Origin of the sequence: Solimonas sp. SE-A11 (assembly GCF_030345715.1) — a bacterium.
Classification (GTDB): Bacteria; Pseudomonadota; Gammaproteobacteria; order Nevskiales; family Nevskiaceae; genus Solimonas_A.
This window is the reverse complement of the sequence record NZ_JAUASX010000008.1, coordinates 24,566-40,741: the sequence shown is the minus strand read 5'-3', so window position 1 is coordinate 40,741 and position 16,176 is coordinate 24,566. Positions and strand designations below refer to the sequence as shown.

Sequence of the window (16,176 nt, the reverse complement as noted above, 5' to 3'; positions counted from 1 at the left end):
ATTTCCCAGGATTTTTCCAACGCTAACGGCAGGACCCGACCCATGCCCCGTTCGTTTGCAGTATCCGCCAAAAAGAAAGGGCGGCTTACGCCGCCCTTTCTGACATGAACAGCACTTCGGCGATCAGGTCAACGCACCGTGGCACTGCTTGTACTTCTTGCCGCTGCCGCAGGGGCAAGGATCGTTGCGGCCAACCTTGGGCATGTCGCGCACCATCGGGGCCTGGCGCGGGGCCGCCGGCTCGACGGCCTCCAGACGGCGCGGCGCGGCAGCGCCCTGCGCCGGCGCGGCAGCCTCCTCGGCGGCACCCACCACGTCCGGGGCGGCGGCGTGCTGGAACTGCAGGTCGCGCTCGGCCTGCTGGCGGCGCTGGTCCTCGATCGCCCGCACTTCCTCTTCCGACTGGATGCGCACGCGCGCCAGCATGGAGATCACGTCGTGCTTGAAGCGCGCCAGCATGTCGTTGAACATGCCAAAGGCCTCGCGCTTGTATTCCTGCTTGGGGTCCTTCTGCGCGTAGGAGCGCAGGTTGATGCCCTGGCGCAGGTAGTCCACCGCGGCCAGGTGCTCGCGCCAGAGATTGTCCAGCACCTGCAGCATGATGGCCTTCTCGAAGTGCTCCAGCACGGCCGCGCCGATCTGTTCCTTCTTCTCGGCATAGGCCTGGCGCACCTTGTCCAGCAGGCGCTCGCGCAGCTTCTTCTCGTTGAGGTCCTGCTCCTCGTCCAGCCACTGGCGGATCGGCAGATCCAGGTGGAAGTCACGCTTGAAGGCATCCTGCAGGCCGTCGATGCTCCACTGGTCCTCGATGGTCTGCGGCGGGATGTGGGCGTCGATCACGGCGCTGACCACGTCAGGGCGGATGTCCTCCACCATGGCGCTGACGCGCTCGGCGCCCATCAGCTCGTCACGCAGGTCGTAGACCGCCTTGCGCTGGTCGTTGGCGACGTTGTCGTATTCCAGCAGGTGCTTGCGGATGTCGAAGTTGTGCGCCTCGACCTTGCGCTGCGCGGTTTCGATGGCGCGCGACACCCAGCGGTGCTCGATCGCCTCGCCTTCCTGCATGCCCAGGCCCTGCAGCATGGCGCGCATGCGCGGAGGCGTGAAGATGCGCATCAGGGTGTCGTCGAGCGACAGGTAGAAGCGCGAGGCGCCCGGGTCGCCCTGGCGGCCGGAACGGCCACGCAGCTGGTTGTCGATACGGCGGGACTCGTGGCGTTCTGAGCCGAGCACGCAGAGGCCGCCGGACTGCAGCACCTGCTCATGGCGCAGCTTCCACGCGGCGCGAGCGGCTTCGCGGCCGGCGCTGTCGTCCTCCGCCAGCAGTGCCAGCTCGGACTCCAGGTTGCCGCCAAGCACGATGTCGGTTCCGCGTCCGGCCATATTGGTGGCGATGGTCACGGCGCCGGGGCGGCCGGCCTGGGCCACGATGTCGGCCTCACGCTCGTGCTGCTTGGCGTTGAGCACCTCGTGGACGATGTTTTCCTTCTTCAGCAGTGCCGACAGCAGCTCGGAGGTTTCGATGCTGGCGGTACCGACAAGAACCGGCTGCTGGCGCTGGTGCGCTTCCTTGATCTCGGCGATCACCGCGGCAAACTTGTCCTTGGTGTTCATGAACACCAGGTCGCCATGGTCCTTGCGGAGCATCGGACGATTGGTCGGGATGACCAGCACCTCGAGGTTGTAGATGCTCTGGAATTCGAAGGCTTCGGTATCGGCCGTGCCGGTCATGCCGGACAGCTTGTTGTACAGGCGGAAGTAGTTCTGGAAGGTGATTGACGCCAGCGTCTGGTTCTCCTGCTGGATCTTGACCCCTTCCTTGGCCTCGATCGCCTGGTGCAGACCATCGCTCCAGCGGCGGCCCGCCATCTTGCGGCCGGTGAATTCGTCGATGATGACGATCTGGCCGCGCTCCACGATGTACTCGACATCGCGCTTGTACAGCTGGTGCGCGCGCAGCAGCGCGTTGAGGTGATGCATCAGCACGATGTTGGCGGCGTCGTAGAGGCTGTCCTCCTCGCCGAGCAGCTTGGCCGCACGCAGCAGGTCCTCGACCTTCTCGTGACCGGCCTCGGTGAGATGCACCTGCTTGGCCTTCTCGTCAACCACGAAGTCGCCGGTACCCTCTTCTTCGTCGGAGTCCTTCTCGCCGCGCGTCAGGCGCGGCACGATGGCGTTGATCTTGCGGTACAGCTCCGGATCGTCGTCGGTGGGGCCGGAGATGATCAGCGGCGTGCGGGCCTCGTCGATCAGGATCGAGTCGACTTCGTCGACGATGGCGAAGTTCTGGCCACGCTGCACCTTGTCGGCCAGCGAGAAGGCCATGTTGTCGCGCAGGTAGTCGAAGCCCAGCTCGTTGTTGGTGGCGTAGGTGATGTCGCAGGCATAGGCCTCGCGCTTCTCCTGCGTGGTCTGGCCGGAGGTGATCACGCCCACGGTCAGGCCCAGGAAGCGATAGATGCGCCCCATCCACTCGGAGTCGCGGCGCGCCAGGTAGTCGTTGACGGTCACCACATGCACGCCCTTGCCGGGCAACGCATTGAGGTAGGCCGCCAGCGTGGCGACCAGGGTCTTGCCTTCACCGGTACGCATTTCGGCGATCTTGCCGTCGTTGAGCACCGCGCCGCCGATCAACTGCACGTCGAAGTGACGCATGCCCATGGCGCGCTTGCCGGCCTCGCGAACCACCGCGAAGGCTTCCGGCTGCACCGCGGACAGCTTCTCGCCCTTGGCCAGGCGCTCGCGGAAGACGACCGTCTGGTTGGCCAGTTCGGCGTCACTCATGGCGGCGAACTTCGGTTCCAGCGCTCCGACCTGGCGAACAAGGCCGTCGAGCTTCTTCAGCATGCGCTGGTTCTGGCTCCCAAAGATGCGAGCCAGCAGGTTGTTAGCAGCCATATGTTTTCTTGAGGAAAAGCCGGAGTCGCGGGGCGCTGCGGCAGGATCGGGCGGGGTTCGGAAAATAGGCGAATATTATGCCTGACTGGGGCCGGCCGGGGCCTTTTCAAGCCCCCGGCCCTCCCCGCCGGGCCGACAAAAAAGGCGCAGACCCTGGGGTCTGCGCCTTGGTTCAGCTCTCTCTGCGCCGACCGCGGTGGCGCTAACAGGCCCTACCGCGCAGCCTGGATGTACTCCTGCGGGTTGACCACGGCGCCGTTGAACAGCACCTCGAAGTGGACGTGCGGGGCGGTGGAGCGGCCCGTGGAGCCGACCAGGGCGATGCGCTGCCCCTTCAGGACGCGGTCGCCGACATTGACCAGGATGCGGCTGTTGTGGCCGTAGCGGGTCACGTAGCCGTTGCCATGGTTGATCTCGACCAGGTTGCCGTAGCCGGCATGGACGCCGGCCTGGCTGACGATACCGGCGGCGGCAGACATCACGTCGGAGCCGGCGCGGGCGGCGAAGTCGATGCCCGAGTGCATGGTGGTGCGGCCGGTGAACGGGTCAGAGCGCCAGCCGAACAGCGAGGAAATCCAGCCATTCTCCACCGGCCAGCCCGAGGGGCGGGTCTGCTTCTGCATGCGGCTGGCCAGCAAGAGGTCTTCCAGCACGCGCAGCTGGCGCTCGCGGTCGGTGAGCTGCTGCTCGAAATCGTCCAGGGAGATCAGCACGCTGGACAGGCCGCTGCCCTCGATCTCGGACTCCTCGGGGCCACCGATCGGCGGCGGTTGGGAGAAGTCGAATTCGCCCTGCTCCAGGCCCGCAACTTCGGTCAGGCGCTGGCCAGCGGCATCCAGGCGCAGTACATGGGCCTGCAGCAACGCGATACGGCGCGCCAAGGCATTGGCGTCTTCCTCGGCGGCGGCTCGGGCCTTGCGCAGTTCCACGCGCTGCGCCTCGACCTCATTGGCCCAGTCGGCCACCAGGCGCTCGGGCAGCACTCCGCCCTCGCCACGGCTGGCATAGCCGATGAAGAACACGGCGGCGGAGAACAGGCTGAAGACCAGGGCCACGGGACCCCACAGCAAGACATTGCGACGGTCGAGCTTCAGGCGCGTCGTGCGCCCGCGGTTGACGACTATAATGTCCATGAATCCGTATGAACCCCCAAAAATTTAGCGGCAAACCGATCGGCGACTGGCTGCGGCAACAACCTTCCGAGCTGCGTGGCCTGTTGGACCGCGCGCGCCTGCTTGCCGACATCAACAGCGCTCTCCCTTCCTGGTCCGCGGAACCCTGGGTGGCCCTGATACGGGTCGCCAATATCCGCGGTGAGACGCTGGTCATCCATGCGCGATCCGCCGCTGCACTGGTGCCGCTGCGTTACCGCAGCACCGCGCTGCTGGCGTGGCTGAACCAGCGATTCCGTCTCGAACTCACGAAAACAGAAGCAAAAGTCAAGCCTGAACCGTCACGTTGATGCCCGTCGAGTGTACGTGCCGTGTGACGCAAGCCGCAAGTCTACGGGCCGACATAAGGTAGTTCCCCTGGGGAATAGCGTGGGGAATGAGGCGGAATTACTAGAACGGGCCGTTTCTGGCCCGATTTTTTTGTTTATTTACATTTAACTCAACAAAAATTGTTGAGAAAATATCACACGATCAGGCTGCCGATGCCAAGCTGCCGCGGGCAAAGGCGATCGGCGGCGGGGTCTGCTCGTTGTCGTAGGTGACGATGTCCCAGGCCGCCTGGTCGGCCAGCACGGCCCGCACCAGCTTGTTGTTGAGGGCGTGGCCGGACTTGTAGGCGGTGTAGGCGCCCAGTACCGGGTAGCCCAGCAGGTAGAGGTCGCCCACCGCATCGAGGATCTTGTGGCGCACGAACTCGTCGTCGTAGCGCAGACCGTCGTGGTTCACCACGCGGTACTCATCCAGCGCCACGACGTTGTCCAGGCTGGCGCCCAGGCCAAGATTGTTGGAGCGCAGCTGGTCCAGCTCACGCATGAACCCGAAGGTGCGAGCGCGGCTGACTTCCTTGATATAGGCGGCGGTGGAGAAGTCGATCACCGAAGACTGGCTGCTGGTCTTGAACACCGGGTGCTTGAACTCGATGCCGAAGCTGAGGCGATAGCCCTCGTAGGGTTCGAAACGGGCGAACTTGTCGCCTTCCTGCACCTGCACCGGCTGGCGGATGCGTAGGAATTTCTTGGCTTTGTCCTGCTCGTGGATGCCCGCGCTCTGGATCAGGAACACGAAAGGGCCGGCGCTGCCGTCCATGATCGGCACCTCCGGCGAGGACAGCTCGACGATGCAGTTGTCGATGCCCAGGCCGGCCAGGGCCGACATCAGGTGCTCGATCGTCATGATCTTGGCCCCCGTGTCGTGGACCAGGGTGCTGCACATGACCGCCTCGCGCAGCAGCTCGGCATGGGCCGGGACTTCCACGGTGGGATTCAGGTCGGTCCGGCGGAACACGATCCCGGTATCGGGGCCGGCCGGCAGCAAGGACATGTAGACCTTGCGGCCAGAGTGCAGGCCGATGCCGCTGGCGCGGACCGACTGGCGAAGAGTGCGTTGACGAACCATGTGCGGCTCTGGATTCCCGTCGTCTAGCCTTTGGGGGGCTTATTGACCGTCCACTTTACCACGGGGTCCTGGCCGCTTCCTGAATCGGGGGTAGATAAAAAGCTCAGGGGCCCTGCCCCCCCCCGGACGGGGATTTGGGCGTGGATCGGCGGAGGCGGCCTGGCCCACTGGCACGACCCGCAAGCAAAAGGGCGGCCCTTTCGGGCCGCCCTTGCGGTGGATCGTCATCGCCGTACGCCGGTGCGATCCCCGGCTCAGTCAGCCTGGTTGCGCAGGAAGGCAGGGATGCTGAGGATGTCGTCGTCCAGCAGCGGGAAGGACGAACCGCCGCCCACCGCCACCTTCTGCTGCTGGCGCGGGTAGCCCAGCTCCGGCTGCATGCGGCCCTGCGGCATCTGCGGGGCCTGCTGCACCGGCTGCTCCACCGGCTTGATGAACTGCGCAACCTTGGGGTTCAGCACCGGCATCGGCTGCTGCGCCACGGGCGCCGCCATCGACACCGCCTTGCCGCCGGCCAGGCCGGTGGCCACAACGGTGACGCGCAGCTCGCCATTGAGGTTGGGGTTCACCGACATGCCGCACTTGGCGTCGGCCTCGTCCGAGGCGATCTCGTAGACGCGGGAGTTGACGTACTCCCACTCCTCCATCGTCAGGCTCTCGTCGCAGGTGACGTTGACCAGCAGGCCGCGGGCACCGTGCAGCTCGATATCGTCCAGCAGCGGGCTGGAGAGGGCCATTTCCACGGCCTTCTGCGCACGGCCTTCGCCGGAGGCGTAGCCGATGCCCATCATCGACATGCCGCGGTTGGACATGACGGTCTTCACGTCGGCGAAGTCCACGTTCATGTGGCCCGGGCGGGTGATCAGCTCGGAGATGCCCTGCACGGCGTTCTGCAGCACGTCGTTGGCAGACTTGAAGCAGTTCAGCACGGTGATCTTGGTGCCCAGCACCAGGCCCAGCTTCTCGTTGGGGATCAGGATCAGGGAGTCGGTGAACTGGCGCAGCTCGTCGATGCCCTTGACGGCCGTGGCCATGCGCTTCTTGCCTTCGTGCACGAAGGGCTTGGTCACCACGGCAACGGTCAGGATGCCGAGTTCCTTGGCCACCTGGGCGATCACGGGAGCCGCACCGGTGCCGGTGCCGCCGCCCATGCCGGCGGTGATGAACAGCAGGTCCGTGCCTTCGATCAGGTCCTTGATGCGGTCACGGTCTTCCTCGGCGGCCTGGCGGCCGACGGAGGGGTCCGAGCCGGCGCCGAGGCCACGGGTGATGCCCGCGCCCAGCTGCAGCTGGCTGGTGGGGACGCAGCGCTCGAGGTGATCGCGATCGGTGTTGGCGACGATGAACTCGACGCCGTCGATGCCGCCCTGGGCCATCTGGTTGACGGTGTTGCAGCCGCCGCCGCCGACGCCCACCACGCGGATGACCGCCCGCTTCTTCTGGCCATCCATCAATTCAAAGATTTCTCGAGTCTGTGCGCCCATGTTCGTGCTCCTGCGTCCTGCGACGCGTCTGACCGTTGCCCTAACTGAAAAACGCCGCGCCGATCAAGGCTGCCGACACCGCAAGGACTGTGTTGAATATTCTTTTTTTACTAAAAATGAAAATAATTCAACACAGTGCCAATGTCAACAACAATCTTGCGCGATCTGCTTCAAAATCACTCCCGGTCCGGGACCGGCTTTCACCACTTTTCCGCTCTAGAAATTGCCCTTTAGCCACTCGCTGATCCGCTGCAGTGCGAAGCTCGCACCGCCGCCGCCGGCACGCGCCGCATCGCTACGCGGCTGCGCATGGCGCCCGTACAGCAGCAGGCCGGCGGCCGTCGCATAGGCGGGGCTGCCCACCACCTCGTCGCTGCCGGTGACCTGCTGCGGCAGGCCAATGCGCACCGGCAGCTCGAACACTTCCTCGGCCAGCTCGGCCACGCCCGGCATCTGCACCGCCGCGCCGCTCAACACCACGCCGGCCGGGATCGATTCGTACCAGCCGCTGCGCTGCAACTCCTTGCGCACGAAGCGGAACAGCTCCTCGTAACGGGGTCGCACCACTTCGGCCAGGGTCAGGCGCGACAAGCGCCGCGAGCCCTCGCCCACGCCGCGAATCTCGATCTCCTCGTGCGCTGCCGCCAGCTGCGGCAGCGCGCAGCCGAACTGCACCTTGATCTCCTCTGCCTGCTGCGCCGGAATGCGGAAGGCCATGGCGACGTCGTTGGTAACGTGGTTGCCGGCCACCGGCAGTACCGCGGTGTGGCGGATGGCGCCGCCCTTGAACACGGCGATGTCGCTGGTGCCGCCACCGATGTCGAGCGACACCACGCCAGCTTCGCGCTCGTCCGGCAGCAGCACGGCCTCGGCGGCGGCCAGGTGCTGCAGGATCAGGCGGTCCACGCGCAGGCCGCAGGCCTCGACGCACTTCGACAGGTTCTGGATCGAGCTGGAGCTGCCGTGGATGACGTGAACGTTGGCTTCCAGGCGCACGCCGTACTGGCCCACCGGGTCCTGGATGCCGCGCTGCCCGTCGATCACGAACTCCTGCGGGATCACGTGCAGGATGCGGCGGTCGGCCGGCATCGGGATCGCCTTGGCGGTCTCGATCGCGGCGTCGACGTCGCGGTCGGTCACCTCGCGCTGGCGGATCGCCGCCAGGCCCAGCGAGTTGCCGGACTGGATGTGCTGGCCCGACAGGCCGACATAGACCGACTGCGCCCGGCAGTTGGCCATGTGCTCGGCGTTCTCCACCGCGCGGCGGATCGCCTGCACGGTAGCGTCGATGTTCACCACCTCGCCGCGGTTGAGGCCGCGCGAGGCGTGCTCGCCATGCCCGACGATGTCGACACCACCCTCGGGCATCACCTGCCCGATCACGGCGACACACTTGGTCGTGCCAATGTCCAGGCCGACCAGCAGATTGCGCACTTCGCGCTTAGCCATTCTTTTCGCTCCCGCCCGTAGCGGGCTGCGGCTGAGACCGCCAGCCCACCGCGAACCCGTTGGTGTAGCGCAGGTCGATGTGTTCGACCTGCGGCAATTCTTCAGCCAGCTTGTGGAGTACCGCGCCCAGCAGCATGTCGAGCTTGTCGTCGGGCGCGCCGCGGCCCAGGCGCAGTTCGATGCCGTCACGCGTGCGGGCGGTCCATTCACCGCGCGCATCCTGGCTCAGCGCCGCCAGCACGAAGGGGCTGCCGCGCAGCCGCTCCTCCAGGCGCTGGTAGGTTTCCATCACCTCGCGCTCGTGGCCCTCGATGCCACCCAGCAGCGGCAGTTTCGCCGGGATTTCCTCGGCCTTGGGCGCAAATACCTTGGACTCGGTGTCGAGCAGCTGGCCGTCGTTCCAGCGTGCGAAGGGCTCGCGCTCCCAGACACGCACGCGCAGCGTGCCTGGCCAGATGCGCTCCACGCGCGAGCGCGCCACCCAGGGCAGCGTCGCCAGGCGGTCGCGCGCATCCGCCAGCGGCAGCGCCAGGAAGCCCTGGTCCAGCTGCGGCCGCAGCACCGCCTCGACGTCGGCGGCGGCCACGCGGTCGAACGCCCCCTCGATCTGCAGCTCCGCCACCTGCGGGCTGCTGGTGGCGCGCAGCATCATCCAACCGCAGCTGCCAACCGCGAGCAGTCCCAGCAGCCCCAGCAGGAAAGGCCTGAAGCTCCGGAAATTGATCTCGGGCAGGCGCAGGTCGCCCATGGTCATGACGGTCATGGCTTGCGCCCCAGGGTGGTTTCCAGCAGACGCCAGCACAGCTCGTCGAAGTCGATGCCCCGTGCTCGCGCCGCCATCGGCGCCAGGCTGTGGGAGGTCATGCCAGGCAGCATGTTGATCTCCAGCAGCCAGGGATTGCCCTGGGCATCCATCATGAAGTCCACGCGGCCCCAGTCGCGGCCGTCGACCAGTTCGAAGGCGCGCCGGCAGATTTCCTGGCAGCGCCGCTCGTGCTCCGCGTCCAGGCCGGCCGGACAGTGATACTTGGTGTTGTCCGAGATGTACTTGGCGTGATAGTCGTAGAACTCGCCATCGGGCTCGATGCGGATCACCGGCAGGGCCTCGCCACCCAGCACGAAGCAGGTGTACTCGCCGCCGGCGATGAACTGCTCGGCGATCACCACGCGGCCCGGGCCACGCGCGTCGTCGAAGGCCTTGCCGATCTGGTCGGCCGACTTGACCTTGCTGACGCCGACGCTGGAACCGTCCGCCGCCGGCTTGATGATGAAGGGATAGCCGAAGCGTTCGGCCGCCTGGCGGGCATCGCCGACGTCCTGCAGCAACGCGAAGTCCGGCGTCGGCAGGCCCTCTGCCTTCCAGATGCGCTTGGTGCGTAGCTTGTCCATGGCCAGCGCGGACGCCAGAACGCCGCTGCCCGGGTAGGGGATGCCGAGCAGGTCCAGCACCGCCTGCACCGTGCCGTCTTCGCCGCCGGTGCCGTGCATGATATTGAAGACCCGATCATAACCCTGGTCTCCCAGGCCCAGCAGGATGCCGGGGTTGACCACATCCACGGCGGTCACGTCGATGCCGCGGCGCTGCATGGCCTCCACCACGTTCTTGCCGCTCCACAGCGAGACCTCGCGCTCGGCGGACCAGCCGCCAAGGAGGACTGCGACGCGGCCAAAGGCCTTGGGATCGGTGACGCGGGTCATGCTGCTTCTCCAACAACCTTTACTTCGGGAATCAGCTCGACTCCCGTCTTCTCATGAACGATGCCGCGCACCTGCGCGATCAGTGCCTCGACGTCGGCCGCACGCGCGCCCTCGTCGGTGATGATGAAATTGGCGTGCAGCTCCGAGACCTGCGCGCCGCCGATGCGGCACCCCTTGAGACCACAGCTCTCGATCAGCCGCGCCGCATGGTCGCCCGGCGGGTTGCGGAAGGTGCTGCCGGCGCTGGGCTTGCCCACCGGCTGCGTCGCCTTGCGCTTGGCCAGCCACTGCTTCATGTCCTGCGCCGCAGTGCCGGTGGTATCCGGCGTGAAACTGAGGCGCGCCGCGAGGAAGCCCACCATGCCCTGCGGCCACTCGACGTGGCGGTAGCCGTAGCGGAACTCGCTGCGCGGCAGCCAGGCACTGCGGCCATCGCGGAATAGGACCTCGACCTCGCTGACGTGGTTCCAAGTCTCGCCACCGTGCGCGCCCGCATTCATCGCCAGGGCGCCGCCCACCGTGCCGGGGATGCCGGCAAAGAATCCGGCGCCGGCCAGGCCTTCGCCAGTGGCGTACTTGGCCATGCGCGCGCAGTGCACGCCGGCCTCGGCATGCAGAAGCCGGGAATCGGGAATCGGGAATCGGGAATCGCGCGCGCCCGCGCCCGCCATGCCCATCTCGTCCAGCGCGCCATGCAGGCAGAGAACCGTGCCGCGGACTCCGCCGTCGCGCACCAGCAGGTTGCTGCCGAGGCCGATCCAGAGGATGGGCTCGTCCGGCGGCAAGCCGCGAACGAATGCGACGAGATCCTCCCGATCTGCCGGCTCGTAGTAGCGATCCGCAGGGCCACCCACACGCCAAGATGTGTGCCGGGACAGGGGCTCGTGAACCAGGAGACGGCCACGCAGGCCCTCCCGATTCCCGATTCCCGATTCCCGATTCCCGGCATGGCTCATGCCGCGCTCCGGTATCGCGCCAGCAGCGCCGGTGCCGAGCCGATGTCGCCGGCCCCCAGGGTCAGGATCAGGTCGCCCTCGCGCACGATCGACTCCAGCGCGTCCGGCAGGTCCTGCACGCCGCGGATCAGCACCGGCTCGACCTTGCCGCGGGCACGGATGCCGCGGGCCAGGGCGCGGCCGTCGGCGCCTTCGATCGGCGCTTCGCCGGCAGCGTAGATGTCGGTCAGCAGCAGCGCGTCGGCACTGCTGAGGATGTCGCAGAAGTCGTCGAACAGGTCGCGCGTGCGCGTGAAGCGGTGCGGCTGGAAAGCCACCACCATGCGCCGTTCGGGATGCGCGGCGCGCATCGCCTGGAACGTGGCGGCAATCTCGCGCGGGTGATGACCGTAGTCGTCCACCAGCAGGGCCTTGCCCTGCGGAAACTGCAGCTCGCCATGCGGCTCGCAGCGACGGCCCACGCCCTGGAAGCCGCTGAGCGCCTTGCGGATCGCCGCCATGCTGACGCCCAGCTCGCGGCCGATGGCCACGGCCACCAGGGCATTCTGCACGTTGTGGCGGCCGGGCAGGTTGAGGTGGAATTCCTCACGGCTGCCATCGCGGAAATGCACCGTGAAGTGCGCACCGGCACCTTCGGGACGCACGTCGCTGGCGCGCACGTCGGCATCGTCGGAAAAGCCATAGGTCAGCAGCGGCCGGCCGATGTCGTTGATGGTCTCGCGAATCACCGGGTCGTCGATGCACATCACCGCCAGGCCGTAGAACGGCAGGCGATGCAGGAACTCGACGAAGGTGGCGCGCAGGCGACGGAAGTCGCCGCCATAGGTTTCCAGGTGATCGGCGTCGATGTTGGTGACGGCCGAGATCATCGGCGACAGGTGCAGGAACGACGCGTCGCTCTCGTCGGCCTCGGCCACCAGGTACTTGCCCTCGCCCAGCCGCGCATTGGCGCCGGCGGACTTGAGCTTGCCGCCGATGACGTAGGTCGGGTCCAACCCACCCTCGGCCAGCACGCTGGAGACCAGGCTGGTGGTGGTGGTCTTGCCATGCGTGCCGGCGATGGCGACGCCATAGCGGAAGCGCATCAGCTCGGCCAGCATCTCCGCGCGGCGCACCACCGGGATGTGCTGCTCGTGCGCGTACTCCAACTCCGGATTGTCGGCCTTGACCGCCGTGGAGACGACGATGGCATCTGCACCGACCGCATTCTCGCGCTGGTGGCCGAAGAATATCTTCGCACCGGCCTCCGCCAGGCGCTGGGTCGAGGCACTTTCCTTCAGGTCGGTACCGCTGACCTCGTAGCCTAGGTTGAGCAGCACCTCGGCGATGCCGGCCATGCCGGAGCCGCCGATGCCCAGCATGTGGATGCGGCGCACGCGGCGCATCGGGGTGTCCATCATCGTGCTGGTGGTCTTGTTCATGCCCTGGCACTCCCTTGTGCGAGACATTCGGCGACGATGCGCGCGGTAGCGTCGGTCCAGGCGGCGCGGCGCGCGGCCTCGCCCATGCGCGCCAGCGCGGCGCGGTCGGCCAGCATCGTGCCGAGCAGGGCCGCCAGCAGTTCCGGGTTCAGGTCACGCTCCTGCACCAGTTGCGCGGCGCCGGCCGCGACCAGGTACTCGCCGTTGCGGGTCTGGTGATCGTCCACCGCCGCCGGGAACGGCACCAGCAGCGCGGCGCAGCCGGCGGCGGCCAGCTCGGCAACCGTGGAGGCGCCGGAACGGCAGATCACCAGGTCGGCCCAGGCATAGGCCGCGGGCATGTCGTCGATGAAGGCATCGACCGATGCGGAGACCCCGGCATCGGCATAGCTCTTCTGCGCGCGCTCCAGCGTGCGGCCAGCCTGATGGCGAACCTGTGGGCGCGCCGCCTCCGGCATCAGGGACAGCGCCTTGGGCACCAGCGTGTTGAGCGACAGCGCACCCTGGCTACCACCGATCACGAGCACGCGCATGACGCCGTCGCGAGCGAGGCGCTGTGCCGGTGCCGGAAGTTCCGCGAAGCCGGCGCGCACCGGGTTGCCCACGGTCAGCGCATGCCGGAAGGTATTCGGGAAGGCTTCGAGCACGCGCGTGGCGATGCGCGCCAGCAGGCGATTGGTCATGCCGGCGGCGGCGTTCTGCTCGTGGATCAGCAGGGGCCGGCGCGTCAGCCAGGCTGCAACACCGCCGGGGCCCGCCGCGAATCCGCCCATGCCCAGCACCAGCTGCGGCTGCTGGCGGCGCAGTGCCGCCAGCGCATCGCGCAGCGCACGCAGCAGTACCAGTGGCGCCGAGAGCAGCTTGCCGATGCCCTTGCCGCGCAGGCCGCTGACGCGGATGAACTCCATGGCAATGCCATGCCTGGGCACCGCGCGCGACTCGAAGCTGTCGGGGGCGCCCATCCACACCACCTCGTGACCCTGCTGGCGCAGTGCGTCAGCGATGGCGAGCGCGGGGTAGACGTGGCCTCCAGTACCACCCGCCATGATCATGACCTTGATGCCCTTGCTCATGAGCCGTTCTCCGCCAGCCATGGCATCTCCGGGCTCTTGCGGCGCGGGCGCGGCACAGCGGTCTCGCGCGATTCGCGCTGCGAGGCCTTCGGCTCCTTGGGCACCGGCGCCGGCTCGGCATCGCCGGCCAGCGCGGCGCGGTTCTCGTAATCCACACGCAGGATCAGGCCCAGCATCGCGCAAACGATGATCAGCGACGAGCCTCCATAGCTGAGCAGCGGCAGCGTCAGGCCCTTGGTCGGCAGGATGCCCATGTTCACGGCCATGTTGATCAGCGCCTGCAGGCCCAGCCAGCTCGAAAGGCCATAGCACAAGAAGCCCGGGAACAGGCGGCCGCCGGCCTCGGCCTCGCGGCCGATGACGAAGCCGCGCCAGACCATGACGCCGAACAGCAGCACCAGCGCCAGCACGCCCATCAGGCCAAACTCCTCGGCCAGGATCGCGAAGATGAAGTCGGTGTGCATTTCCGGCAGGTACAGCAGCTTCTGCACGCTGTTGCCCAGGCCAACACCAGCCCACTCGCCGCGGCCTACCGCGATCAGCGACTGCGCCAGCTGCCAGCCGCCGTTCTCCACGTCCGCCCAGGGGTTGGTGAAGTTCAGCAGGCGGCGCAGGCGATAGGGCTCGGCCACCGCCAGCAGTGCCACCGCGCCACTGGCCAGCAGGCCGGCAATGCCGAAGTAGACGACGCGGGCGCCGCCCAGGAACAGCATCAGGAAGGCCACCGCCATCAGGATCACGGTGGCGCCGAAGTCCGGCTCCATCAGCAGCAGCAGGCAGGGCAGCATCAGCAGGGCGATGGGCTTGGCCAGGCCGCGGAAGCCATGCTGCAGCTCGGCCTGGCGGCGCGTGATGTAGCCGGCCAGGAACAGGATCAGCGCCAGGCGCGCCGGCTCCGAGGCTTGCAGGCGGAACAGTTCCAGGTCGATCCAGCGGCGCGCGCTGTTGACCTTAACGCCGATGCCGGGGATCAGCACCACGATCAGCAGGAAGATCGCGAAGCCGACCAGCAGGAAGCCGCTGCGCTCCCACTGCCGCGTGGGCACGCAGTACATGATGAAGCCGGCGGCAAAGCCCATCGCGATGAACAGCAACTGGCGGTAGAAGAAGTAGAACGGCTCGCCGGTCAGCTTCTCGGCTTGCGCCACCGAGGCGGAAGCCACCATCACCACGCCCCAGGTCAGCAGGATCGCGGCGGCCAGGCTCAGCCATATGTCCATGCCGTAGCGGGCCCGCGGCATCGTCAGTTTCAGCGAAAAGTTCATCGCATCGCCTCCACTGCGGCGCGGAACCGGTTGCCGCGGTCGACATAGCTCTTGAACTGATCGAAGCTGGCACAGGCGGGCGACAGCAGCACGCGGTCGCCGCGCTGTGCCAGGCCGCGAGCACGCGCCAGCGCCGCCAGCATGTCCGGCTCGCGGTAGATCGGCAGCGCGCCGTAGACGTCGGCCTCGATGCGGCCGGCGTCCTCGCCGAACAGGATCGCGGCACGACCCTTGGCTGCCAGGGCTTCGCGCAGTTCGGTGAAGCTCTGTCCCTTGCCCTGCCCGCCCGCCAGCCAGACGATGCCCTCGGGCAGGCCATTGAGTGCCGCCAGCGTGGAACCGACGTTGGTACCCTTCGAATCGTTGAAGTACTGCACACCGTCGATCTCGGCGACGAACTGGCAGCGGTGAGCCAAGCCACCGAAGGCACGCAGTGCCCGCAGCGAGGCCTCGCGCGGAATGCCGGCGGCATCCGCCAGCGCCAGCGCCGCCAGGGCATTGGCAGCGTTGTGCAAGCCGTGGATCTTCAATTGGGAATCGGGAATCGAGAATCGGGAATCGTAGTCCGTCAGCTGATTCGATCCGTCCTTGCGCACCAAGCCGTACTCGCCCTGCTGCTGCGGGGCCCCCAGGCCGAAACTCCAGAGCTGCTGTGACGATTCCCGATTCCCGATTCCCGATTCCCGGGCGAGCGCCATGACCATCGCGTCATCCCGATTTACCACCGCCGTCGCGCAGCCCCTGAAGATGCGGGCCTTGATCGCGCCGTAGTGCTCCATCGTGCCGTGGCGATCGAGGTGGTCCTGCGACAGATTCAGGATCGTGGCGGCGACGCAGCGCAGGCTGTGCGTGGTCTCCAGCTGGAAGCTGGATAGCTCCAGCACGTAGAGCTGCGCGTCGTCGCGCAGCAGGTCCAGTGCCGGGGTGCCGAGATTGCCGCCGATGCCGGTACGCAGGCCGGCGGCCAGCGCCATCTCGCCGACCAGGGTGGTCACGGTGCTCTTGCCGTTGGAGCCGGTGATGCCGATCACCGGGGCCTTGGCGGCACGGGCGAACAGCTCGACATCGCCCGCCAGCGACACGCCGGCCGCGGCCAGTTCGCGCACGAAGGGCTCGTCCAGCGCGATGCCCGGCGACAGCACCGCCTCGGCATACTGCGACAGGGGCGCCGGCGCGGCGAAGGCGCCGCAGTGGAAGGCGATATCCGGAAACTGCTGCTGCAGCTCGGCCAGCCCCGCCGGTGCGGCGCGGCTGTCGGTGGCCGTCACGCGGGCGCCTTCGCGCACGAGGTAGCGCAGCGCCGAGGCGCCGCTGGCTCCGAGGCCGACTACCAGCATGTGCTTTCCGGCGTAGCGGCTCATGTTC

Annotated in this window: 13 protein-coding genes; 1 reads left to right on the top strand and 12 read right to left on the bottom strand. The window is 67.3% G+C overall.

Annotated features, from left to right (window positions below; translation table 11 throughout):
• Positions 1 to 123: 123 nt before the first annotated feature.
• Together secA and QT386_RS10710 are read right to left on the bottom strand one after the other, a co-directional pair.
• On the bottom strand, positions 124 to 2,898 hold the full coding sequence (gene secA, locus QT386_RS10715) for a preprotein translocase subunit SecA (protein ID WP_289273754.1): 2,775 nt from the start codon (positions 2,896 to 2,898) through the stop codon (positions 124 to 126).
• 212 nt (positions 2,899 to 3,110) lie between these two features.
• Entirely contained in the window at positions 3,111 to 4,031 is a 921-nt protein-coding gene (locus QT386_RS10710; protein ID WP_289273753.1) for a M23 family metallopeptidase, read from the bottom strand.
• Between the two features lie 8 nt (positions 4,032 to 4,039).
• Between QT386_RS10710 and QT386_RS10705 the strand changes: the two genes are divergently transcribed.
• The gene (locus QT386_RS10705) at positions 4,040 to 4,360 is read left to right on the top strand and encodes a DciA family protein (RefSeq protein ID WP_289273752.1); all 321 of its coding nucleotides are present in this window, start codon (positions 4,040 to 4,042) and stop codon (positions 4,358 to 4,360) included.
• Positions 4,361 to 4,541: 181 nt separating this feature from the next.
• Here the strand turns inward: QT386_RS10705 and lpxC are convergent, their stop codons facing one another.
• The 10 genes from lpxC to murD form a co-directional block, all read right to left on the bottom strand.
• Positions 4,542 to 5,465, bottom strand: coding sequence for a UDP-3-O-acyl-N-acetylglucosamine deacetylase (gene lpxC / locus QT386_RS10700; protein ID WP_289273751.1), 924 nt, complete (start codon positions 5,463 to 5,465; stop codon positions 4,542 to 4,544).
• Positions 5,466 to 5,719: 254 nt separating this feature from the next.
• Positions 5,720 to 6,949, bottom strand: coding sequence for a cell division protein FtsZ (gene ftsZ, locus QT386_RS10695; protein WP_289273750.1), 1,230 nt, complete (start codon positions 6,947 to 6,949; stop codon positions 5,720 to 5,722).
• Between the two features lie 216 nt (positions 6,950 to 7,165).
• On the bottom strand, positions 7,166 to 8,398 hold the full coding sequence (ftsA, locus tag QT386_RS10690) for a cell division protein FtsA (RefSeq protein WP_289273749.1): 1,233 nt from the start codon (positions 8,396 to 8,398) through the stop codon (positions 7,166 to 7,168).
• Positions 8,391 to 9,161, bottom strand: a complete 771-nt coding sequence (locus tag QT386_RS10685; RefSeq protein WP_289273748.1) for a cell division protein FtsQ/DivIB — start codon at positions 9,159 to 9,161, stop codon at positions 8,391 to 8,393. Before QT386_RS10685 ends, ftsA begins: the two co-directional genes overlap by 8 nt.
• Positions 9,158 to 10,096 (bottom strand): D-alanine--D-alanine ligase, encoded by a 939-nt coding sequence (locus tag QT386_RS10680; RefSeq protein ID WP_289273747.1) that lies wholly within the window; start codon positions 10,094 to 10,096, stop codon positions 9,158 to 9,160. The genes QT386_RS10685 and QT386_RS10680 overlap by 4 nt, the downstream gene beginning before the upstream one ends.
• Entirely contained in the window at positions 10,093 to 11,052 is a 960-nt protein-coding gene (murB, locus tag QT386_RS10675) for a UDP-N-acetylmuramate dehydrogenase (protein ID WP_289273746.1), read from the bottom strand. Before murB ends, QT386_RS10680 begins: the two co-directional genes overlap by 4 nt.
• Positions 11,049 to 12,473 (bottom strand): UDP-N-acetylmuramate--L-alanine ligase, encoded by a 1,425-nt coding sequence (gene murC / locus QT386_RS10670; protein WP_289273745.1) that lies wholly within the window; start codon positions 12,471 to 12,473, stop codon positions 11,049 to 11,051. Before murC ends, murB begins: the two co-directional genes overlap by 4 nt.
• On the bottom strand, positions 12,470 to 13,546 hold the full coding sequence (murG, locus tag QT386_RS10665; RefSeq protein ID WP_289273744.1) for an undecaprenyldiphospho-muramoylpentapeptide beta-N-acetylglucosaminyltransferase: 1,077 nt from the start codon (positions 13,544 to 13,546) through the stop codon (positions 12,470 to 12,472). The genes murC and murG overlap by 4 nt, the downstream gene beginning before the upstream one ends.
• Entirely contained in the window at positions 13,543 to 14,811 is a 1,269-nt protein-coding gene (gene ftsW, locus QT386_RS10660; protein ID WP_289273743.1) for a putative lipid II flippase FtsW, read from the bottom strand. The genes murG and ftsW overlap by 4 nt, the downstream gene beginning before the upstream one ends.
• The gene (murD, locus tag QT386_RS10655; protein ID WP_289273742.1) at positions 14,808 to 16,172 is read right to left on the bottom strand and encodes a UDP-N-acetylmuramoyl-L-alanine--D-glutamate ligase; all 1,365 of its coding nucleotides are present in this window, start codon (positions 16,170 to 16,172) and stop codon (positions 14,808 to 14,810) included. The genes ftsW and murD overlap by 4 nt, the downstream gene beginning before the upstream one ends.
• Between the last annotated feature and the right edge of the window lie 4 nt (positions 16,173 to 16,176).